General features: G+C 73.3%; 21 protein-coding genes and 1 pseudogene. 12 read left to right on the forward strand and 10 right to left on the reverse strand.

What is annotated here, in order from left to right; all coding sequences use genetic code 11:
- Positions 1–55: 55 nt before the first annotated feature.
- The 4 genes from ABD143_RS34235 to ABD143_RS34250 all read right to left on the reverse strand — a co-directional run bounded on the left by ABD143_RS34235 (position 56) and on the right by ABD143_RS34250 (position 3,117).
- Positions 56–229, reverse strand: a complete 174-nt coding sequence (locus ABD143_RS34235) for a hypothetical protein (protein WP_343986581.1) — start codon at positions 227–229, stop codon at positions 56–58.
- Between the two features lie 74 nt (positions 230–303).
- Positions 304–1,173 (reverse strand): alpha/beta fold hydrolase, encoded by an 870-nt coding sequence (locus ABD143_RS34240; protein ID WP_343986583.1) that lies wholly within the window; start codon positions 1,171–1,173, stop codon positions 304–306.
- A 120-nt stretch (positions 1,174–1,293) separates the two neighbouring features.
- Positions 1,294–1,605 carry an integration host factor, actinobacterial type gene (mihF, locus tag ABD143_RS34245; RefSeq protein WP_343986585.1) on the reverse strand — a complete coding sequence of 104 codons (312 nt, stop codon included), beginning with the start codon at positions 1,603–1,605 and terminating at the stop codon, positions 1,294–1,296.
- A gap of 150 nt (positions 1,606–1,755) precedes the next feature.
- Positions 1,756–3,117 carry a cation:dicarboxylate symporter family transporter gene (locus ABD143_RS34250; protein WP_343986587.1) on the reverse strand — a complete coding sequence of 454 codons (1,362 nt, stop codon included), beginning with the start codon at positions 3,115–3,117 and terminating at the stop codon, positions 1,756–1,758.
- 150 nt (positions 3,118–3,267) lie between these two features.
- Between ABD143_RS34250 and ABD143_RS34255 the strand changes: the two genes are divergently transcribed.
- Together ABD143_RS34255 and ABD143_RS34260 are read left to right on the forward strand one after the other, a co-directional pair.
- A complete protein-coding gene (locus tag ABD143_RS34255; protein ID WP_343986589.1) occupies positions 3,268–4,848 on the forward strand; it encodes a sensor histidine kinase in 1,581 nt (526 codons plus the stop codon).
- Positions 4,845–5,534: a response regulator gene (locus ABD143_RS34260; protein ID WP_343986591.1), complete on the forward strand. Its 690-nt coding sequence runs from the start codon at positions 4,845–4,847 to the stop codon at positions 5,532–5,534. Before ABD143_RS34255 ends, ABD143_RS34260 begins: the two co-directional genes overlap by 4 nt.
- A 41-nt stretch (positions 5,535–5,575) precedes the next feature.
- Here ABD143_RS34260 and ABD143_RS34265 read toward each other — a convergent pair whose 3' ends face one another.
- Positions 5,576–7,201 (reverse strand): LCP family protein, encoded by a 1,626-nt coding sequence (locus ABD143_RS34265; RefSeq protein ID WP_343986594.1) that lies wholly within the window; start codon positions 7,199–7,201, stop codon positions 5,576–5,578.
- A gap of 758 nt (positions 7,202–7,959) precedes the next feature.
- On the opposite strand from ABD143_RS34265, the gene ABD143_RS34270 reads away from it, so the two are divergent.
- Positions 7,960–8,682 carry an IspD/TarI family cytidylyltransferase gene (locus ABD143_RS34270; protein WP_343986597.1) on the forward strand — a complete coding sequence of 241 codons (723 nt, stop codon included), beginning with the start codon at positions 7,960–7,962 and terminating at the stop codon, positions 8,680–8,682.
- 111 nt (positions 8,683–8,793) lie between these two features.
- Positions 8,794–9,186, forward strand: a complete 393-nt coding sequence (locus ABD143_RS34275; protein WP_343986600.1) for an STAS domain-containing protein — start codon at positions 8,794–8,796, stop codon at positions 9,184–9,186.
- Between the two features lie 233 nt (positions 9,187–9,419).
- Here the strand turns inward: ABD143_RS34275 and ABD143_RS34280 are convergent, their stop codons facing one another.
- The 4 genes from ABD143_RS34280 to ABD143_RS34295 form a co-directional block, all read right to left on the reverse strand.
- The gene (locus ABD143_RS34280) at positions 9,420–10,907 is read right to left on the reverse strand and encodes a glycoside hydrolase family 140 protein (RefSeq protein WP_343986604.1); all 1,488 of its coding nucleotides are present in this window, start codon (positions 10,905–10,907) and stop codon (positions 9,420–9,422) included.
- 98 nt (positions 10,908–11,005) lie between these two features.
- On the reverse strand, positions 11,006–11,464 hold the full coding sequence (locus ABD143_RS34285) for a pyridoxamine 5'-phosphate oxidase family protein (protein ID WP_343986607.1): 459 nt from the start codon (positions 11,462–11,464) through the stop codon (positions 11,006–11,008).
- A 175-nt stretch (positions 11,465–11,639) separates the two neighbouring features.
- Positions 11,640–12,683, reverse strand: a complete 1,044-nt coding sequence (locus ABD143_RS34290; protein WP_343986611.1) for an FAD-dependent monooxygenase — start codon at positions 12,681–12,683, stop codon at positions 11,640–11,642.
- Positions 12,684–12,715: 32 nt separating this feature from the next.
- Positions 12,716–14,053, reverse strand: coding sequence for an MFS transporter (locus tag ABD143_RS34295; protein ID WP_343986614.1), 1,338 nt, complete (start codon positions 14,051–14,053; stop codon positions 12,716–12,718).
- Positions 14,054–14,121: 68 nt separating this feature from the next.
- On the opposite strand from ABD143_RS34295, the pseudogene ABD143_RS34300 reads away from it, so the two are divergent.
- From ABD143_RS34300 to ABD143_RS34335, 8 genes and pseudogenes are all read left to right on the forward strand, one after another.
- A pseudogene (locus ABD143_RS34300) lies at positions 14,122–14,787 on the forward strand (RNA polymerase subunit sigma-70); the annotation flags it as partial.
- Positions 14,788–14,821: 34 nt separating this feature from the next.
- Positions 14,822–15,139, forward strand: a complete 318-nt coding sequence (locus tag ABD143_RS34305; protein WP_343986617.1) for a hypothetical protein — start codon at positions 14,822–14,824, stop codon at positions 15,137–15,139.
- Positions 15,136–15,549 (forward strand): MerR family transcriptional regulator, encoded by a 414-nt coding sequence (locus tag ABD143_RS34310; RefSeq protein WP_343986619.1) that lies wholly within the window; start codon positions 15,136–15,138, stop codon positions 15,547–15,549. Before ABD143_RS34305 ends, ABD143_RS34310 begins: the two co-directional genes overlap by 4 nt.
- A gap of 75 nt (positions 15,550–15,624) precedes the next feature.
- A complete protein-coding gene (locus ABD143_RS34315) occupies positions 15,625–16,641 on the forward strand; it encodes a hypothetical protein (RefSeq protein WP_343986621.1) in 1,017 nt (338 codons plus the stop codon).
- 19 nt (positions 16,642–16,660) lie between these two features.
- Entirely contained in the window at positions 16,661–18,256 is a 1,596-nt protein-coding gene (locus ABD143_RS34320) for a non-homologous end-joining DNA ligase LigD (protein ID WP_379659904.1), read from the forward strand.
- A 132-nt stretch (positions 18,257–18,388) separates the two neighbouring features.
- Entirely contained in the window at positions 18,389–19,093 is a 705-nt protein-coding gene (locus tag ABD143_RS34325) for a GntR family transcriptional regulator (RefSeq protein WP_343986626.1), read from the forward strand.
- An 8-nt stretch (positions 19,094–19,101) separates the two neighbouring features.
- Positions 19,102–20,109 (forward strand): ADP-ribosylglycohydrolase family protein, encoded by a 1,008-nt coding sequence (locus tag ABD143_RS34330; RefSeq protein WP_343986628.1) that lies wholly within the window; start codon positions 19,102–19,104, stop codon positions 20,107–20,109.
- Positions 20,106–21,023 (forward strand): PfkB family carbohydrate kinase, encoded by a 918-nt coding sequence (locus ABD143_RS34335; RefSeq protein ID WP_343986632.1) that lies wholly within the window; start codon positions 20,106–20,108, stop codon positions 21,021–21,023. The genes ABD143_RS34330 and ABD143_RS34335 overlap by 4 nt, the downstream gene beginning before the upstream one ends.
- A 35-nt stretch (positions 21,024–21,058) precedes the next feature.
- Here ABD143_RS34335 and ABD143_RS34340 read toward each other — a convergent pair whose 3' ends face one another.
- The gene (locus tag ABD143_RS34340) at positions 21,059–21,271 is read right to left on the reverse strand and encodes a winged helix DNA-binding protein (RefSeq protein ID WP_343986635.1); all 213 of its coding nucleotides are present in this window, start codon (positions 21,269–21,271) and stop codon (positions 21,059–21,061) included.
- Positions 21,272–21,280 lie beyond the last annotated feature (9 nt).

Below are 21,280 nucleotides of genomic sequence, written 5' to 3' on the forward strand. Positions count from 1 at the left end.
CCCTGGCTGACGACCTCGCGGACCCGCGGCCGGGGGCGCCTGTGCCGGCGGCCGGTCAGCCGCGTTCGTAGTCGTCCGCGTCCGGGACCTCGGTGCGCTGCTCGGCGACGTCGGCCGGGTCGGCCTCGACCGGGATGTCGGGCTCGACGACCGACTCCTCCTCCTCGTCGTCCTCCAGCACGCTCGTGTGCTGCTCGGCCACGTCCGCGTCCGGGTCCTCGATACCCATGGTTCACCTCTCGCCGGGTGGGGTGCGGGCAGAGGATGCCCGCACCCGCGGGCGGTACACACCCGGGTCACCCGTCAGGCCGGGGCGGGGGTGTGCGTGCTCTGGGTGAGGATCGCCGCGGCGAGCGGCGAGATCACGGTGCGGTTGATCGCGTGGCCCATCCCGGGGATGCGGACCAGGCGCCCGCGGCCCAGCGACCTCGCCAGGTGCCCCGCGTTCGGCGGCGGATAGGCCGGATCCTCTGGCGCCTCGATCACGAGCGTCGGCACGGTCACGCCGGGCAGCTCGCTCCCACGCTCGATCCCGTCGGTGTCCATCCGCGCATGGGCGACGACCGCCTCGTGGCGGCCGCTGTGGGCGATGACCCGTTCCTCGAGCGCCCGGAACTCGGCGGCGTCGAACGCCGTGCCGGTGCCGTTGAGGAGCCGCCAGTGCTCTATCCGCCAGGCCAGCTCGCTCTCGAGGTCGCGCGGGTCGTCCATCTCGCCCCAGAGGCGCAGGAGGGCCGGGTCCGGGCCGGGGAGCTCGGGGCCGGAGCCGTCGGCTGTCGGGAGCGCACCCGTGCAGAACAGCGTCGCCGAGGCGAGTCGTTCGGGGTGGTCGAGCAGCAACAGCTGCACGAGGTAGCCGCCCATCGACATGCCGACGACGTGGGCGCGCGGGATGTCGAACGCGTCCAGCACGGCGATGGCGTCGGCCGCGAGGGCCGTGATGCCGTAGGGGTGCTCGTCGAAGGCTGCAGTGGAGCGTCCCGTGTCGCGGTGGTCGTACCGGATCACACGGTGGTGCTCGGCGAGCTGTGCGACGAGCACGTCCGGCCACACGAGCGCCGACGACCCGGCGCCCATCACGAGCAGCACCGGTTCACCGGGCTCAGGCCCGGTCGGAGCGATGTCCTCTGCCCACAACCGGACGTCCGGTGCTACATCGACGAAGCGATCCACATGTGAAGCCTGCCGGTAGGCGGTGGCGCCTGTCGAATCGGGTCACAGGTGGCGTCGTGCGCCACCGATCGCCACCCCGCCCGGCGCCGGCGCGAACGGCCGGGCACCGGGCGGCGGGTGTCACTTGAGCGCGTCGAGCAGCGCCTGGCGCTGGCGGTCCCCGAGGCCGGCCGCCCGGCGGGAGGCGTCGATGCCGGTCTGCTCAAGAAGTTGCGAGACCTTGGCGGGGCCGTAGCCCGGCAGGCTCTTGAGCAGGTCGGCGACCTTCGTCTTCCCGACGACCTGGTCGGACTTGGCGCGGTCGAGCACCGCTGGGATCGTCTCGTCGCCACGGGCGATCGCGTCGCGGAGCTCCTTGCGAGCCGTGCGGGCGGCCGCCGCCTTCTTCAGAGCCTCAGCGCGCTGCTCGGGAGTGAGCGTGGGTAGTGCCATGGCGTCTTGTCTCCTCTCCTTACGTCCATCCCAGGACGGGATGCGCAGGTCATCTTCACGGTCAAGCGTGACAGAACCGTGCAGCGCCACGCGCACAGCCCCCGTTCTGGCGCTGAGCGGTCACCTGCTGCACAGGGGAGAGTGCCCAGGTCAGGATGGGCCCACGCCTACTTCGGCTCCCGCGGTCGGCGCCGTCACGCCTTCCGGTTCGTCGTTGTCGAGCATCGTCGCCTCGTCGAACGGGTCCTGGCCGCTCAGCACGCGGTTCGCCTGGTCGCGGTCGAACTCGCCCACCCAGTGCCCGATGAGCACGGTCGCCACGGCGTTGCCCGCGAAGTTGGTGAGCGCGCGGGCCTCGGACATGAATCGGTCGATGCCGACGATGAGGCCGACGCCGTCCACGAGGTCAGGCCGGTGCGAGGCGAGCCCGCCTGCAAGCGTGGCGAGCCCGGCACCGGTGACGCCGGCCGCGCCCTTCGAAGCGATGATCATGAAGAGGAGCAGCCCGATCTGCTCGCCGATCGCCATCGGCCGCCCGAGTGCGTCGGCGATGAACAGCGAGGCCATGGTCAGGTAGATTGCGGTGCCGTCGAGGTTGAACGAGTAGCCCGTGGGCACCGTGATGCCCACGACCGGCCGGGAGACCCCGACGTGCTCCATCTTCGCGATCAGCCGGGGCAGGGCCGACTCCGACGAGGACGTGGAGACGATGAGCAGGAACTCCCGACCGAGGTAGCGCAGCAGCGAGAAGATGTTGATCCCGGCGCCGAACCGCAGCACCAGCCCCAGGAAACCGAAGACGAAGATCGCGCACGTGATGTAGAAGCCGGCCATCACCTGGAACAGGGCACCGATCCCGTTCCAACCGGTCTCGCCCACCACGGCGGCGATGGCGCCGAATGCACCGATCGGGGCGGCCCACATGATCATCGCGAGCACGCGGAAGACGAGCCGCTCGATGTGCTTCACGCCGCGCAGGATCGGCTCGCCGGATCGGCCGAGCGCTTGGACGCCGAATCCGACGAACAGCGCGACGAACAGCGTCGAGAGCACGCTGTTGCCGACCAGCGGCGAGAAGAGCGTGGTCGGGATGATCCCGAGCAGGAACTCCGTCGTCGACTCGGCCTCCGGCGCCTCGTAGTGTGCGAGTCCGGTGAGGTCCAGCCCGGTTCCCGGCTGGAGGACGTTGCCGACCACCAGCCCGATCACCAGCGCGATGGTCGACATCGAGAGGAAGTAGGCCAGTGCGAGCCCGCCGACGCGGCCGACCTTCGCGGCCTGCCGGATCGAACCGATCCCGAGCACGATCGTGCAGAAGATGACCGGCGAGATCATCATCTTGATGAGGTTCACGAAAGCGGTGCCGAGGGGCTTGAGAGCCTTCCCGAGCTCGGGGGAGGCCAGGCCGATCACCACGCCCGCGAACACCGCCACGATGACGGCGATGTAGAGGTAGTGCGTACGGTCCTTCTTCTGGGGCTGCGTGCCCTGGGCAGGGCTGGAAGGCGACATTGGTCCTCCGGTCCGACGTCGACGGCGGGGCGTTGCGCGGGTGCTCGTGACCCGCGACCATCGCGGCGAGCATGCAGCGCGGCGTGACGCCCGCCGCGCTTTCGTTCATTTCGTAGGGCTGGCATCTCGTAGGGCAGGTGGATCGGCACGATGCCGCGGGTCAGCGGGTGGAGCCTCGCCCGTCAGCTGTTCGCGCTGCAGGCGGCGATCATCGTGGTGGTGCTCGCGGGAGTCGCCCTTGCGACCTACCTCCAGCTCGACGAGACCAACCGCGAGGCCACCGCGGAGGAGATGCTCGGCATAGCGCACACCCTGGCCGCCGCACCTGACGTGCTGGCCGCGCTGGACGACCCCGACCCCAGCGCGGTGCTGCAGCCGCTCGCCGAGCGCGTCCGCATCGACACGGCCACCGACTTCGTCGTCGTGATGACCGTCGACGGCATCCGCTTCACCCACCCCAACCCCGCCGAGATCGGGCGCGAATTCCTGGGCACGATCCGGCCGGCGGCGAACGGCGAGACCCAGTTCACCGAGACCTACACCGGCACGCTCGGGCCGTCGGTGCGCGCCGTCGTCCCTGTGCTCAACGGCGGCCGCGTCGTCGCGCTCGTCTCCGTCGGCCGGTCGATCACCGCGGTGTCGCGCGAGCTGGAACGGCAGGTGCCGCTGGTGCTCGCCGCCGCCGCGCTCGCACTGCTGCTGGCGGCCGTGGGGTCGTGGCTGGTCAGCAGGTGGCTGCGGCGCAGCACCCACGACCTCGGCCCGGCCGAGCTGGCGCGCATGTACGAGTACTACGACGCAGTGCTGCACGCCGTGCGCGAAGGCCTGCTGCTGCTCGACCGGGAGGGCCGGGTGCAGTTGGCGAACGACGAGGCGCGGCGGCTGCTGCGGCTCCCGCCCGACGCCCAGGGCCGTCGTGTTGACGCCGTGGGTCTGCCGACCGCCCTGGGGGAGGCGCTCGCCACGGGGGACGCCCGCGACGACGAGATCCACCTGACCGCCGACCGGATCGTGGTGGTCAGCCAGAAGCCCGCCCGGTGGGGCGGGCGCCACCTCGGCACGGTGGTGACGCTGCGGGACCACACCGAGCTGCGTGAGCTGGTCACCGAGCTGCAGACGATCAAGGGGTTCGCCGACTCGCTGCACGCCCAGGCGCACGAGGCCGCCAACCAGCTCCACACCGTCGTCTCGCTGATCGAGCTGGGCCGCGCCGACGAGGCGCTGGAGTTCGCCACCAAGGAGTTGGCCGTCGCGCAGCACCTCACCGACGCCGTGATCGCCGGGATCGCGGTGCCCGAACTCGCGGCGCTCGTGGTCGGCAAGGCCGCCGAGGCGGGGGAGCGCGGCGTGGAGCTGCAGGTGGCAGAGGGAACGTTCGTGCCGGCCGGTGTGGCGGACCCGCGCGACCTCGTCACGATCGTCGGCAACCTCCTCGACAACGCGATCGACGCGGCCGAGGAGGCACCCGCGCCGCGCTGGGTGCGGCTCGCCGGGCGCGTCACGGACGAGGCGGTGGAGCTGCGTGTGAGCGACAGCGGCCCGGGCGTCGCCGCCGACGACGCCGAGCGCGCGTTCCAGCGCGGCTGGAGCACCAAGCCGGGCGCGAACAACGGCCTGGGCCGGGGCATCGGGCTTGCTCTGGTGCGCAGGGCGGCGCAGCGCCACGGCGGGGTCGTGCGGCTCGCCGGGCCCGCGGAGTTCGCGGTGCGGCTGCCGCTGGTGCGCACGTGATCCGCGTCCTTGTCGTCGAGGACGACCCCGTGGCCGCCGCCGCGCACGCGGACTACGTCGGCCGGGTGCCCGGGTTCGTGGTGGCCGCGACCGCCGCCACCGGGACGGAGGCACTGCGGAGCCTCGCGTCGGCGCCGGTCGACCTCGTGCTGCTCGACGTGCACCTGCCCGACGCGAGCGGGCTGGAGGTGCTGCGCCGGATGCGCGCCGCCGGGCAGCGCACCGACGTGATCATGGTCACCCGCGCGCGGGACGTCGACGTCGTCCGCGCGGCCATCTCGTTCGGCGCCACCCAGTACCTCGTCAAGCCGTTCACCTTCAGCTCGGTGCGCGCGAAGCTCGAGGGCTATCGCGAGTACCGGGAGCGGCTCGAGGCCGGCCCCGTCGTCGCACAGGACGACGTCGACGATCTGTTCGGCGCCCTCCGCGCCCCCGACGAGGGCGCAGCGCTGCCCAAGGGCGTCGGCCGGGAGTCGCTCGACGCGGTGGCCAGGGTGCTCGCAGGCGCCGAACCGGACGGGCGCACAGCGGCGGAGGTGGCCGAGGCGGTGGGGGCGTCCCGGGTGACTGCCCGGCGCTACCTTGAGCACCTGGTCGAGACGGGCCTCGCCGAGCGCACGGCCCGCTACGGCACCGGCCGCCCGCAGACGGAGTATCGGTGGCAGCAGCGCGGAGTGCGCACCTAGGCCAGGAGCGCCCTGACGCTGCTGGTGGTGCTCCTACAGGATCAGCCGCAGGTCGCCGCGAGCGACGTCGGAGAGGCGGCACTGGCCCCCGCTGCCTTCGGGGACGTCGTGCTCGGTGTTTGTGTTCGGCCGCCGGAGCCGCTGGCGGTCGACGGGGCTGCGCTGGTCGGGGCCGGCGTGCTGCCCGGCGGTGGCGGGGGCGGCGGCGGGGGCCGGTTGATGGCTTCCTGCACGACCCGGCGCATGAGGGGGAAGTTCGGGTCGCCGGTGCTGAAGTGCCCGTTGTCCTCGCTGGGGTCGGGCAGGTTCGGGTCGAACGAGATGCTCTCCAGCTGGATGCCGCCCTCCGCGCCGGCGAGCGACGCGAGCGCCGGAAGCACCTCCTGCGGGATGTTCGTCGAGATGCTGTTGGTGGTGGCCGCGGCGACGCCCTGGAAGTTGCTGAGCATGTCGGTCGGGCTCTTCTGCTGCAGGATGTACTGGAGCAGGCAGCGCTGCCGGCCCATCCGCGTGTAGTCGTCGGAGTCGGTGCGCGACCGCGCGAACGCCAGCGCCTGCTCCCCCGAGAGCTGCTGCATGCCGGGCGGGATGTAGCCGTCGGGCTTGACGTGCTGGCCGCTCGGGGTGATGCCACCGATCGGGAGCGGGTTGGGGCCGACGTCGACGCTCAGCCCACCCAGCGCGTCGATGATCGACGCGAACCCGGCCATGTTGACGTCGACGTAGTAGTCGAGCTGCAGCCCGAGCATGTAGCTGACGGTCTGGTGGAGCAGGTTGAGGCCGGGGTCGTCGGTGGGCTCTGCGGGCGCCATCTGCGGATGCTCGAGGCCCCACGCGTACACGGCGTTGAGCAGGTAGTTGCCCGACAGCGGGTCGCTCTCGTCGTGGAAGCCGCGCGGGAACTCCGCGGCCATGTCCGACCCCGGCGGGAACTGCGCGTGCTGGACGTTGCGGGGCAGGCCGAACAGCACCGTGCGTCCCGACTTGGTGTCGATGCTCGCCACCATCATCGTGTCGGTGCGGGCGCCCTTGCGGTCCGGGCCGGCATCGCTGCCGACCAGCAGGACATTGAGCCGCGGCTTCGTGATCGCCTCCGCTGCGGCCGTGCCGCCGCCCCCCGTGAACAGCGAGTCGAGCAGGCTGCGCTGGGAGTTGGCGAGGTTGGCGGCGAACCCGAGCGGCGCGGCCACCACGAGGCAGAGCGCCGCGACCGTCCCGACGCCGATCGCCTTCTTGGCGACGGCGAGGCCCGGCGGTCGGGCGATGAGGTACGTGTGGACGATCACGGCCATCCAGGCCAGCCCGCCGACGATGCATCCGACCGTGGTTGCCACGAGCACGTTGGCCGAGAGCGCGGTCTCGATGAGCTGCGCGCGGCCGGAGGAGAGCACGAGCGCGGCGAGCCCGCCCAGCACGAGCAGGAACACACCCAGGATGAGCGCGCCGGTGCGGGTGCGCTTGAGGATCAGGTGACCGCTGCCCGGCGCGATCGTGGCCGACGCGGTGGCGAGCAGCGCGCGGCCGAGGGTGCGCGGGGGACGTCGCCTGCTCGACCCCGCTGCCGTTCGCGTGGCAGGGCGGCCGCCCGCCGCCCGGCCCGTCCCCCGCGCGACGGAGGTGCGCGGGGTGGGTTGCTGCGACTCGGGACTCTCGGGCTCGCGGTGCACCGCGGTCCGCGGCGCCGGTGGCCGGGACGCCCCGGCCCGGCCGGCCGGAACCTCCCTGCCGGGAGGTGGCTTCGCGCCGGGTGGCCGGGGCGGGGCGGGCGCTGCCGCCGGCGGGGGTGTGGGCTTGCCTTCCCGCGACGCGCCGCGGCGCGGCGGGTCACCCGGTCGGCGGGGTTCGGCCGGAGGACGCCGGACGTCCGGAGCAGCCTTGGGCACCGGCCGGGTTGCGGGCTCGGGGCCCCGCGGTTGCTGCGGCCTGCGAGGCGGGACCGCGCGGGCGGGTCCGTCGGCGGGCGGGGCCGGGTGCCGGGGCGGTACGCCGTGCCGGGGCGGGGGCGCTGCGCGCTGGTCACGCTCCGGGCGCCGCGGCCGGGGTGGCGCGGGCGGCGGGGTGGGATTGCGCGCAGCTCCCTGTGGCGTCGCGCGCACTGGCCGAGGCGCAGTGGGCTTCGGCGGCGCCGGAGGAGGTTGCGTCGGCGGGACGCCATGACCGCGTCCGGGGACGCGCCAGCCGTCATCGTTCACCGGGTCCACCCCCTGCGGTCAATAGGAAGGACGACGACGTTCAGTACACGGTCTCGGCGTTGAAACCTGCCGGAGCCTACTGCGCGTGACCAGAGGCCGTGCGTAGTACCTCGTCAGTATGAGTTCGGAGCAGCTCAGACCGCATCGCTCAGCACTCTGACGTCACTATTCAGACCATACGGACCGGATCGGGTGAGCGGTGGCCGGTTCGGCGGGGCGGGCACACTGGGTCGGTGCAGCCACCCCACCCGGCCGCCGCCGCGGTCGTGCTCGCAGGCGGGAGCGGCACCCGCGTCGGGGCGGGACGCAACAAGGTGTACCTGCCCCTCGGCGGGCGGCCGGTGCTCGCCTGGTCGCTCGCCACCTTCGCCGGGATGCCGGAGGTGGGCACGGTCGTGCTCGTGGTCCGCGCCGAGGACCGCGAGCCGGCCGCCGAACTGCTCGCCGAGCACGGTCCGGGCGTCGCGGTCGTCACGGGTGGCAGCACCCGCCAGGAGTCGGAGCTGGCGGCTCTGCGGCACCTGGCTCCCCGCATCGCGGACGGCTCGATCGACGTCGTGCTCCTCCACGACGGAGCGCGTCCGCTCGCCAGCCGCACGCTCGCCGAGGAGGTGCTGCGGGTCGCGCGCGCGGACGGCGGTGCGGTGCCCGGCCTGCGTCGCCACGACCTGGCGGGGGCGGGCCCGGACGCCGACACCCTCGCGGGTCCCGCGCCGGAGGGGCTCGTGGCCGTGCAGACCCCGCAGGGCTTTCGCGCCGGCCCGCTGCTCGCCGCGTACGAGGAGGCCGCCCGCCACGGTTTCGCCGGCACTGACACCGCGTCGTGTCTGGAGCGATTTGCGCCCGGCGTCCCGATTCGCTGGGTGCCGGGCGAGGAACGGAACTTCAAGATCACCTACGCGCACGACCTCGTCGCTGCCGAGCACGCGCTGCGGGGGGAGATCTCGGGGGTGTGAGCGCCGTGACTTCCGATGTTCGTGTGATTGACCCGGCCGCAGGGTAACCCCCGCCGCGCGGGGTGCGCAGCCTGGCAACGGGGCCGGGCGGGACCGGTGGAGGTGAGCGGGGTGAGGTTCGACGGGGCGCAGCTGTCGGTGGAGGTGTTCTCCGCGCGGCTGCTGGTGGTGCGCATGGCGGGTGTCCTCGACGGGGTGACGCTGGTGCGGCTCGCGGCTCTGGTGCGGGCCCAGCTGGAGCGGCCCGGCTGTTGCGGCCACGTCGTCGTCGACCTGGGCGAGGTCGGCTTCTTCGGCACGAACGACGTCACTGCGCTGCTGGCTGTCCGAGACGAGGCCCGGGACCGCGACGTGCAGGTGCACGTGGCGGGGATCACCGCCCGCGAGGGCTTGCTGCCGGTCGCCATCACGGCAGCGTTCGCGCAGTTCTCCTCCTTTCCGACGTTGGAGAAGGCCGAGCTGGCGCTCGCGGGCGCGCGGGCCCGGGTCGGCGCCGGGGGCTAGAACTGCGCGAACGGAGCGCCATGGACAACTCGGCCCGACTGCGCGCCACGGGCGGAGTTGTTCAGAATCGCTAGTGCGGTGGCCACGAACGTTGCCGGGGTGATCGCGGGATCAGAACGGCGCCTCGCAAGGCGCCCCCGCACCCTCGTACCGGGCGTACTCGGGTGCGGGGGCAACGCGGCGAGGCGTCGTTCTGGCCCGCGAGGACCCGGTGGACGTTTGTGGCCACCGCACTAGGCGTCGAGGACGAGCACCCAGTCATCGTCGTCGGGCGCGGTGAACTCCGGGCCCGTGCCGGAACCCGGCATGGACTCGCCGGTGCGCGGGTTGAACCACGTGACCGCCCTGACCGGACCGGCGAGCGCCGAGAGATCGACTTCCGTGGAGCCTCCGTGGTGCAGGTAGACCATCGCCCACGTGCCCGACTCCGAGCGCGTCGCCCGCCCGTCGCCAGAGGTGACGAAGCCCTGGTCGGGGATCCGGTCGAAGTAGGAGCGCGACAGCATCAGCTCCTTCAGGTACCGCATCTGGCGCGCACCCTCGTGCTGCAGCGCCTCGTACCAGGCGTCGCGCACCTCGTACGGGGCGTCCATGCCCGGCTCCCAGAACTGATGGACCGCCCCGTCGCCGTACGTGTGGCCGAACGCGCCCGCGAACACCTGGTAGTAGGCCGCGCCCCTGGTGTCGCCGGCGACGTGCCAGCCGACGGCGGAGTCCCAGTTCACCGGGTGTTCCTCGTAGCGGGCCTCACCGTCGAAGACGGGAATGGCCGGCTCCTTCCGGTACACCTCGGCGAGCTGCTCGGCGATCGCCTCGAGCGGTTTCTCCTTGTGGCCGCTCTGGATCATGTTGAAGTCGAGCACCGTGTCGCCGTTGCTCCACATGTCCGTTGACGACTGCTCGCCCCACGGGTGGTAGGAGATCAGGTGGCCGGCGGTGCCCGTCGTGCGGATGCCCTTGGCGAGCGCGCCCCAGACCTCCGGCGTGTTGGCGCCCTCGCCGGCATCGCGGTCGCCGCCGAGCACGAAGATCACGTCTCGGTCGCTGTAGCGCGCGCCGAGGAACTCGCCGTACGTCCTGGCGTTTCCCTCGTCGAGCACTTCGGGCCCGTCGACGGCCATGGATCCCCATGCCACCCAGATAGCCACGAACATGCCCTTGGAGTTGGCGTAGTCGATCATGTAGTCGACGTCGTCCCAGTAGTCGTTGTCCGGGCCCGGCTCCACCGCGGGTCGCGCCGGGTCCTCGTCGACCAGGGGCAGGTGGCCCGCCGGCGTGGGGACGTCCAGCCCGCCCTTCTCCGCGAGCGCGACGGCCTGGATCACCGTGAACCCCTGCTCGGCGCGGGTGTCCAGGTAGCGGCGGGCGTCCTCGCGGCTGGCGCGGTGGAACAGCTCCCATCCGGTGTCGGCCAGATAGAAGAACGGCTCGCCGTTGGTGAACTGCAGGAACCGTCCGTTCGACGACACCTCGAGGGCGCCCAGGCCGCCCGCGGGCGCGGGGTCGGGTCTGTCGTCGGCGCGGGGGCGCGGGCCGAGCGGCTCGGCGCAGGACCCCGAAGCCAGCAGCGGCCCGCCGCATCGCGGCCCGGGGCCGCTGATCCACACAACCGCGAGGGTGAGCACCGCAACCGCGCTCAGCACCCCTGCGACGACGGCGACCGGCCGCAGGCGGCGCCGGGACGGCGACGGCGACGGCGGGGGCATGGGTGGGGCCGTCATGAGGCGCCCGGCACGGCGCAAGGATCAGCCGGTGCCCGATTTGTCGCGCTCACTCCGATGACCGTAGTCGGCGGCCCCGGGGAGGCCGCGACCGACGGTTACGAGCTGGACGGGGAGGCGTCGGCTGTCAGCTCCTTGCCCGGAAGCCATCCGGCACTGATGTCGGTGACTCGCCACCGGGCGACTCTGAGCTCGACCGCTTCCACCGGGCCGCCCTCGATGAGCTGCTTGACCAGCGGCTCCTTGCGCAGCAGCGCCGCGATCGTTTCCTCCTTGCCGGCCGCGTCACGCACGGTGGCCTGCGCGCGGGCCTGCAGGAACGGCTGGAACGGGCCGTTCGGCGCGATGACCACCGCGGCCGTCGGGTTCTCCGACAGGTTGCGCAACGTGGTGCCGCGTGACTCCAGAACCAGGGTCAGCGTGAACGGGTCCAGCTCGGCGTAGTACGCACCGGCATTCCAGACGTCCGCCGACGACGTGGCGACAGCCATCGTGCTGGTGGCCGCGAGCACCTCGACCAGCTTTTCGTGGACAGCGCGAGTCTCGTCATCCGACATGCTCGTTCTCCGATGTTCAGGGGTGCTGTCTGCAGCTACTGCGCTACTGGGCGCGGCGCACGCCGCCGAGAATCACGTGCTGGCCCACGGTTGGCGAGCGCCTCGACGATCACCCCCATCCGACAGCCCGGTGCACATGATCTTCGCCGCGGCCAGTGGCCGCAAGATCCGAAGGTCACGTGCGCGCGCTCATGCTCGCGCTGGCGGCGGTGTTGGCCTCCACCCGCTCACGGCGCAGCTCCTCGTAGACCGCGAACGCCGCAGCCGGGTCCGCCTCGTCCCGCAGCGCCCCGGCAAGCGCCACGGCGTCCTCCAGCGCCATGGAGGCACCCTGTCCCGTTGCGGGTGAGGCGGCGTGCGCCGCGTCGCCGATGACGATCGTGCGGTCGCGGTGCCAGGTGCGCACGTTGGCCAGGTCGTAGGCGTCGGTCACGAGCACCCGCTCGGTGCCGCGCACGATCGCGAGCAGCCCGGGATCGTCGCGCAGCAGCGCCGTGAGCTGGTCCTTCCATCCGTCCGTCGGGCCCGCCGCGATCCTGTCCCTTCCGAGCTCCTCGGCAGTGACCCGCGCGAACCACCACGTGCCCGCCTGCCGCGTCACGATGTAGCCGAACGCCGCCGCACCCCGCACGAACTGGAGGGTGCCGGGTTCTCCCGCGATGGCCGGGTCGGGGGAGTAGCCGTAGAAGACCCGCTGCCCGACGTAGCGGGGCGGGGCGGCGGCCGGGTCGAGGAGCCCGCGGACGGTCGAGCGCAGCCCGTCGGCGCCCACCAGCACGTCTCCCCGGGCGCGGCTTCCGTCGGCGAAGACAGCCGTCACGCCGCACGGGTCCGGTTCGAACCCGACGAGGCGCTCACCCCGCCGGATCTCGATCCCGCGCGCCTGCACCTCGTGCTGCAGCACCGCGCAGAGGCGCGCCCGGGTGAGGTACCGGTAGCCGGGCCCGCCCGGTTCGCCGAGCGGGGCCGTGGCGAGCTGCGTGCCGTCAGCGCTGCTCACCCGCATGCGGAGAAGCGGAGCGCTCGCGGCCGTCACCGGCCCGTCCGCGCCGAGCTGCGTCAATGCGCGCATCCCGTTCTCGGCGAGCGTGAGGAAGGCGCCGGCGTCCGCGCTGCTCTCCGGGTGGGCTTCGCGGACGGTGACCTGGATGCCCGCTTCGTGCAGTGGCAGTGCGAGGGCTGTGCCGGCGATGCCGGCCCCAGCGATGATGACCACCACTGTCCCGACGCTAGCGTCCCGCCGCGCATCCGTTACGAGCTCACCACCGTGGCGGTGCGGCCGGGCAGGAGGGTGAGTGCGGCGATCAGCGCGATCGACGCGCTCCCGACGGTCACGGCGAAAGCGGTGCGCAGCCCGTCGGTCTGCGCGACGAGCGGGTCGGCGGCGGGGTTCGCCAGGTGCACGGCCGTCGCCACCGAGACCGCGACCGACGTGGAGATCGCGATGCCGACGGCATTGCCGAGGTGGAACGAGGTGTCGACCAGCCCGGCGGCGAGGCCGGACTCGTCCTCGCGCACGCCCGTGAGCGCGGCGATCTGGCAGGCGAAGAACGCGGCGCCGACACCGGCTCCGAAGATCAGCATCGCAGGCAGGATGTGGGTGGCGAAGCCCCCGCCCACGGTCACGCCGGTGAGTAGCAGGCTCCCACCGATGATGAGCAGCGTGCCCACGACGGCGATCGGCCGCAGCCCGAACCGGGTGACCGTGGCCTGCCCCGCGAACGAGCCGAGGATCGACATGACGGTCATGACCGCCGTGGTCAGCCCGGCCTGCAGCGGTGAGTAGCCCAGTACCTGCTGCGTGTAGAGCATGAGCGGGAACAGCATCCCGTCCAGCGCGAGCCCGACGGCCAGGAGCACGACGTTCCCGCCGACGAGCGTCCGGAGCCGGAAGATCCGCAGCGGTACGAGCGGGCTCGCCACCCGCGTCTCGATCACCACGAACAGCGCGAGCAGGACGGCCGACCCGATGAGCAGCCCGATCGTGCGTGGGCTGCCCCAGCCGGCCTCCGGGGCGGTCACGATGGCGAAGACGAGCAGCACGAGGGAGGCGGTGACGGTCAGGGCGCCGCCGACGTCGAGGTTGCGCAGCGAGCCGCGGTCGCTACTCTCGCGCACCAGCAGCGGGCAGAGCACCATCAGCACGACGACGACCGGCACGTTGATCAGGAACACCGACTCCCAGCCGAGGCTTGCAGTCAGCAGCCCACCGATGAGCAGCCCGGCCGTCGCGCCGAACCCACCCAGCCCGCCCCAGACGGCGAGCGCCTTGTTGCGCTCGGGACCCTCCGGGAACGTCGTCATCACCAGCGCGAGCGCAGTAGGCGCCATGACGGCGGCCGCGAGTCCCTGCACCGCCCGCGCCGCGAGCAGCACGGCAGGCGTCCACGCCAGCCCGCAGACCAGCGACGAGAGCCCGAACAGCGCCAGCCCTGCGACGAAGACCCGGCGCCTGCCGAGGAGGTCGGCCACGCGCCCGCCGAGCAGCATCAGGCCGCCGAACGTCAGGGCGTAGCCGGTGAGCACCCCCTGCACGACCTCGACCGGCATACCCAGGTCGGCCTGCATCGACGGCACGGCCGTCAGCACGATCTCGGCGCCCCGGCAACCGACCCCGAGGCCCCGCTCGACCCGCCCCTTAGACGACCTGGCTCGAGCCCCTGCCCGACGCGCTGCACGCCGCACCGAGCGCCGACCCGGCCGCCATCGTGGCGGGGCGGGAGGGGCTGCGCCTGGCGATGGTGGCCGCCCTGCAGCACCTGCCGCCGCGGCAGCGGGCCGTGCTCCTGCTCCGCGACGTGCTGCGCTGGCGCGCGTCAGAAGTCGCCGACCTGCTGCAGACGAGCACCGCCGCCGTCAACAGCGCCCTGCAGCGCGCTCACGCCCGGCTCGCGGAGGTGGCGCCCGCCGAGGACGCCCAGGTCGCGCCGGTCGACACCCACCGTCGGGCGCTGCTGGAGCGGTACGTCGCGGCGTTCGAGAACGCGGACATGGCCGCGCTCACCCGGCTGCTGAGCCACGAGGCCACGTGGGAGATGCCCCCGTTCACCATGTGGGTGACCGGCCCCGACGCCATCGCCCGGCTGATCACGGCCCAGTGCCCGAGCGGCCCCGGTGACCACCGGTTCGTCGCCACCGCCGCCAACGGGCGGCCGGCGTTCGCGACGTACATGCGCGGGCCTGACGGGGTGCACCGGGCGCACTCCGTCCACGTGCTCCACCTCGCGCCGGACGGCGTGGCCGGCGTGGTCGCGTTCCTCGAACCGCGTCTCTTCGGCCTGTTCGGCATGCCGGAGGTGTGGTCCGTGCCGCACGCGGCTTGAATCCGGTACGCAGGTACTGGCTTACCGTCGTGCCATGACATGGATTCCCGAGGGTTGCACCCTCCCCACCGAGGAGCAGCCGCTGCGCTTGTCCGAGTTCGACGCGATCTTCGCGAGCGCGACCCGGGCGGCCGAGCGGCCGGACGCCACCTGGCTGCGCCTGCACCTGCCCGGCCCGGCCGCCGCGACGGCGGGCGACCTCGCGGCCCGCGAGACGGCCTGCTGCTCGTTCTTCTCATTCGACGTGCGGGTGACCGCAGGAACCGCCGTCCTCGACGTCCGCGTGCCGGCCGCGCGCGTCTCCGTGCTCGACGCGGTGCAGCGGCAGGCGGAAGCGGCCAGGACCCGGTGACCGCGGGCCTGCGGTCCGGGCAGCTCGCCGCCGCGGCCGGCGTGAACATCCAGACGCTGCGCTACTACGAGCGGCGCGGGCTGCTCCCCGAGCCGAGCCGGTCACTGGGCGGGCATCGCGAGTACGGGCCGGACGCGGTGACGGTGCTGCGGATCATCAAGGCCGTGCAGCGGCTCGGGTTCACCCTCGACGAGATCGACGAGCTGCTCGCCGTCGGCTCGCACCGCGGTCCGCGGCCGGGCCTGCGGGAGCGGGCGCAGAACAAGATCGCGGAGGTCGACGCGCGGATCGCGCAGCTTCAGGAGGTGCGGGATGCGCTGACCCTGGTGGTCGCCGCCGGGTGCAGCGACCTCGCCGCGTGCTCCTGCACGCCGGGATGTCCGATCCCCTTCACCGGTCTGCTGGAGTAGCCGACGCGCTGCAGGGCGTAACGGATGGGGGTCAACTCCGAGGAACAGGCGCCCCCAAGCGCACCCGGAGACTCGATGCCCCCGCCCCGCCTCGCCCCCGAGAACCCCACCATCGGACTTTTCTACATCCCCGGTGACCACGAGGTCGCCGTGACCGGCGAGGAACACCACCAACCGGTGCTCCAGCCGTACGCACCCCTGGCCGACGGCCGCGCGCGGCGGGTCGCCGTGGAGCTCGTGCCCGCCCCGATCGCCCGCGGCACGCACGCCGGGAAGCCGGGCATCGAGGTCCGGCTGGACGGGCTGCGGATCGGCGAGCTGACCCACCTCATGGCCGGGCGCTACGGGCCGCTTGTCGGCGAGGTGATGCGACGCGGCGCCCGGCCCTCCTGCATGGGGCTCGTCGACGACGGCAAGCGCGGCCTGCAGGTGGTCCTCCAGCTGCCTGATGTCCGAGCGGGTGCCGCGTCCCGCCCGGTCGCTGCGCCGGACCAGCCGACGACCGCATTGCCGAACCACGCGGCCCCGGCGGCTCCGCGTCCGCGGCGGCGCGCGCCGCTCCTGATCGGCGCCGGTGTCGTCACCCTGCTGGTGGTGATCGGGGCGAGCATCGGAGGCGGCGGCGCCGACCCCGAGCCGGCGGCCGGCAGCTTGCTCGTGGCGCCGCCGACCGTGACGGCACCGGCCACGCCTGCCCCGACGACCGCTGCGCCGACGACGACGGTGGCGCCTCCGCCTCCGCCTCCGCCGGTGACGCAGCGAGCCGTCGCACAGCCGCAGCCCCAGTCCCAGCCTCAACCACAGTCCCAGCCGCAGCCCCGACCGCAGCTGCAGCCGCAGCCCCAGCCCCAGCCCCAGCCCCAGCCCCAGCCGCAGCCGCAGCCCCGACCTCAGCCGGCGCCGCCGCCTGCCCCGGAACCACCTGCGTCCGACTGCAACTCGAACTACAGCGGCTGTGTCCCGAACGCCAGTGACGTCGACTGCGCAGGCGGGAGCGGCGACGGCCCGGCGTACCTCGAGGGCACGGTCAGCGTGATCGGCGACGACGTGTACGGCCTCGACCGGAACAAGGATGGGACGGCCTGCGAGTAGGACTGGGTACTCCTGTGCCGTGACCGACCAGCGCGACTGCCTCGCGACCTACCGTGCCAAACGCGACTTCGACGCGACCCCGGAACCGGCGGGTGGCGAGCAGGGAGCGGCGTCCGGGAGGTTCGTCGTGCAGCGGCACCGCGCCCGCCGCCTGCACTACGACCTGCGGCTGGAGCTGGACGGCGTGCTCGTGAGCTGGGCGGTGCCGGGCGGCCCGACACTCGACCCGAAGGCGCGCCGGCTCGCCGTCCACGTCGAGGATCACCCCGTCGAGTACGTGGACTTCGAGGGAGTGATCCCGCGCGGCGAGTACGGCGGCGGTGACGTCGTCGTGTGGGACCGCGGCACGTGGGAGCCGTCCGGCACCGACGATCCCGCCCAGGCGATCGCCGACGGCGAGCTGCACTTCGACCTGCACGGCGAGAAGCTCAAGGGCCGGTTCGTGCTGGTCCGCACCCGGGAAGACCGGTCGGGGAAGGAGCAGTGGCTGCTCCTGCACAAGAACGACGACGACGCCGTGCCCGGCTGGGATCCCGAGGAGCATCCCGAGTCGGTGAAGAGTGGCCGCACGAACGACGAGGTGGCGGCGGCCCCGGCGGCGATGTGGCGCAGTGACGTCCCCGCCGCGGAGGCGGCCGTCGCGCTGGACCGGGAAATCCCGGCCTGGGACCCGCCCACCCCCGACGAGCTGGCCGCGTTCAACGCCCTCGGCAGCGGTGGGCGCTGGGAGGTGCAAGGCCGCGAGCTGCGCCTGACCAACCTCGACAAGGTGCTCTTCCCCGCCCGGCCGGGGGAGGCGCCGGTGACGAAGCGCGACTTCGTCCGTTACCACGCGCAGATCGCGCCCTACATGCTGCGCTACCTCTACGACCGGCCCGTCAACATGCACCGCTACCCCCATGGCGTCGACAAGCCCGGGTTCTGGCACAAGGAGGTGCCCAGCCACGCGCCCGAGTGGCTCAGGCGGTGGCGCAACGAGGAGGCAGATCCCGGCGAGACCGTCTGCTACGCCGTGGTCGACAGCGTCCCCGCGCTGGTCTGGATGGCCAACTTCGGTGCGATCGAGCTGAACCCGTGGACGTCGCGGCTGCCGAACGTGCACGAGCCGACGTGGGCGCTGATCGACGTCGACCCGGGCGAGCAGACCTCGTTCGAGGAGGTGCTCGTGCTCGCCCGGCTGTACCGGAGCGCGCTGGAGCACCTGGGTGTGGTCGCGGCGGCGAAGGTCACCGGGAAGCGTGGTGTGCAGATCTGGGCGCCGGTGGGGCCGGGGTACTCGTTCGCCGACACCAGGGAGTGGGTGGAGAAGGTGTCGCGTGCGATCGGGCGCACCGTGCCCGACCTGGTGAGCTGGGAGTGGCACAAGGACCGGCGCGGCGGGCTCGCGCGGCTCGACTACACGCAGAACGCGATCAACAAGACCCTGATCTCGCCATTCAGCGCCCGGCCCGCGGCGGGCGCGCCGGTGTCGGTGCCGATCCGGTGGGAGGAGCTGGACGACCCGGAGCTGCGGCCGGACCGCTGGACCATCCGTACCGTCTTCGACCGGTTGCGTGAGGTGGGTGACCCGCTTGCACCGCTCGTCGGGCGGGCGCAGCAGCTCCCCGCCTTGTGACGGATCCGGCGCGGAGCGTTGAAAGAACCCGTGACCTGCGGTGTTGACGGGAAGTGGCGCCGGGTGGCCGTGATCGCCCGCACGGCTGTCGGCTATGGACGCCGCCCCGCCCGGCGTGATCACGTTGGACACATGACGGCGGATGTGGGGTTCGGCAAGCGTTCCCGACTGGTCGCGGATCTGACGGAACGCATCTGCTCCGGTCTGCTGGTGCACGGAGAGCGGTTGCCAGGGGAGAACACGCTTGCCCAGCGCTACCGGGTCAGCCGCGGCACCGTCCGGGGGGCGCTGTCGAAGCTGCAGCGGCGCAACCTGATCGCCACCGAGACCGGCGTCGACTCCTTCGTCACGTTCGACGGTGTGCCGCTCGACCGCACGGGCGGGTGGGCGCGTGCGCTCGCCGCGGCCGGTGCCGACGTCCGGGTCGAGGTGCTCGGCATCGAGGCCGGCGGCAGCCCGGAGCTGACCAAGCGCTACGGGCGGCTCGTCACCGTACGGCGGCTGTGCCGCGGCGGCGCCGGGCGTCCCGTCTCGCTGGAGACCGCGACCGTGCCCGGCACCGGTCTGCTCGCCGACCTGCCCAGCCGGGGCCTTGTCCGGGGATCGCTCACCGCCACGCTCCAGGCCGCCGGGCTGCACCCGGTGGGCGGGGAGCAGTGGATCTGCGTGTTGCCGCTCGATGCCGCAGCGGCCCGGCTGCTGGAGCGCCGTCCGGGCGAGATGTTCCTGCACGCCACCCGCACCACGCTCACCGCCGACGGCGAGCTCGTCGAGCGGGTCGAGAGCCTGCTCGACCCAGCGCGCTTCCGGTTCCATCTGGCGTTCGGCAGGCGATGACCGCACCGGTGTCAACGGAGCGGGACCGGGCCCACGGAGCGCTGGCCGGGCTCGCGCTCGGCGACGCGCTCGGAATGCCCACACAGTCGATGTCGCGGGAGCAGATCGCCGCGCGCTACGGGCCGGTGGCCACGCTGCTCGACGCGGCCCCCGACCAGCCGATCGCGCCGGGGATGCCGGCGGGATCGATCACCGACGACACGGAGCAGGCGCTCCTGCTCGCCCGGCTGCTCGTCGAGGGAGACGGCCGGGTGGACGCGATGGCGTTCGCCGAGGCGCTGGAGCGGTGGGAGGCCGACATGGTGCGGCGCGGCTCCGCGGACCTGCTCGGCCCGTCGACGAAACGGGCGCTGCTGCGGCTGCGAGCGGGCGAGTTACCCGACGAGTCGGGCCGGGACGGCACGACCAACGGCGCGGCGATGCGGGTGACCCCGGTCGGCATCGCGTTCCCAGTCGCCGACACCGGCCGGCTGCTCGACGCGGTGGTGCAGGCCAGCCGCGTCACCCACGGCACGACGATCGGCATCGCGGCGGCCGCCGCCGTGGCCGCCGCGGTCTCGGCGGGTGTCGCGGGCGCCGATCTGTCCGACGCGCTGGACGCTGCCGAGCACGCCGCCGCTGCCGGCGCCCGTCGGGGGCGCTGGAGCGCGGGCGGGGACGTGTCGGCGCGCTTGCGCTGGGCCCGCGGCTGGGTGCGCGGCATGCCGGACGCCGACCTGGGTGACGCGCTCGCGGACGTCGTGGGCACGTCGGTGGCAGCGCAGGAGTCCGTGGTCGCCGCGCTCGCGCTGGCCGAAGCACGCGGCTCGGACCCGCTCGCCGCACTCACGATGGCGGCGGGGATCGGCGGCGACACGGACACCGTGGCGGCGATGTGCGGCGCCGTGCTCGGCGCACGGCACGGGATCGCGGGGCTCCCCGCAGACCTGCTCGACACCCTGCGCCGGGTGAACCGGCTGGACCTGGAGCCCCTCGTCGACGAGCTGCTCACGCTCCGGCACCGGACCGCGCCGTGACCGGCCGGTTGGTGCACACCGGCCAGGTTGTCATCGACCTCGTGATGCGAGTGCCGCACCTGCCGCCGGAGGGCGGTGACGTGCTCGCGTCGGCCACCGACACGCTGCCGGGCGGCGGGTTCAACGTGATGCAGGCCGCCGCCCGGGCCGGGGCCGCCGTCGTCTACGCGGGCGGGCACGGGCGCGGGCGGTTCGGCGACACCGTGCGCGCCGCGCTGGCCGCCGAGGGCGTCACGGTGGCGCTGCCGCCCTCGGCCGCCGACACCGGCATCTGCGTGGTGCTGGTGGACGACTCCGGCGAGCGCACGTTCGTGACCAGCGCCGACATCGAACCCGCCGTGGACCCCACCGCGTTCGCCGCTGTGCCGATCACCGCGGCGGACCTGGTCTACGTGAGCGGCTACACCCTCCTCACCGGGGCGAAGGCGGCGGTGGTGCTCGACCGGCTGGAGCGGGACGACGGGCTGTGCGTGCTGGCCGACCCCGGCCCGCTCGGCGCGCAGGCCCCGGCCTGGGACCGGCTGCTCGCCCACACCCGGATCCTGAGCTGCAACGCCCGTGAGGCGCGCCACATGACCGGCATCGACGACCTGGTCGCCGCATCCGCGGCGCTCGCGGGGCGGCTCGTCCCCGGGGCGGCGGTCGTGGTCCGCGACGGCCCCGCCGGCTGCCTCCTCACTCACGACGGCCGCACCGACGCGGTGCCCGGGTTCCCGGCCGAGGTGGTCGACTCGACAGGGGCGGGCGACACGCACTGCGGCGTGCTGGCGGCGGAGAGGCTGCGCGGAGCCGACCTGAGGACGGCGGCGCTGCGCGCGAACGCGGCGGCGGCGATAGCGGTGTCGAGATCGGGTCCGGCGACAAGCCCGACGCGGGCAGAGGTGGACACGCTGCTGGCGGCCGACCCAGCCTGACGGGTGCGCCTACCGACTGGCTTCCAGATTGGCGATCACCTTGGCCGTCGTGGCGAGGAACGTCGCCACGACGGCGGGGGTGAGGCCGGTGGTGGCCTCGGTGTTGCCCTCCTGTGCGGCCGCGACGAGCTCGTCTTCGAGCGCGCGGCACGGGGCGTGAGGTGGACGAGGGAGCGGCGCCGGTCGTGCGGGTCGGGCACGCGCTCCACCAGGCCGTCGCGCTCCATGCGGGCCAGCGTGCTCGCCATCGTCGGCTG

This window comes from Pseudonocardia aurantiaca, from assembly GCF_039526725.1.
In the GTDB taxonomy this organism is placed as follows: Bacteria; Actinomycetota; Actinomycetes; order Mycobacteriales; family Pseudonocardiaceae; genus Pseudonocardia; species Pseudonocardia aurantiaca.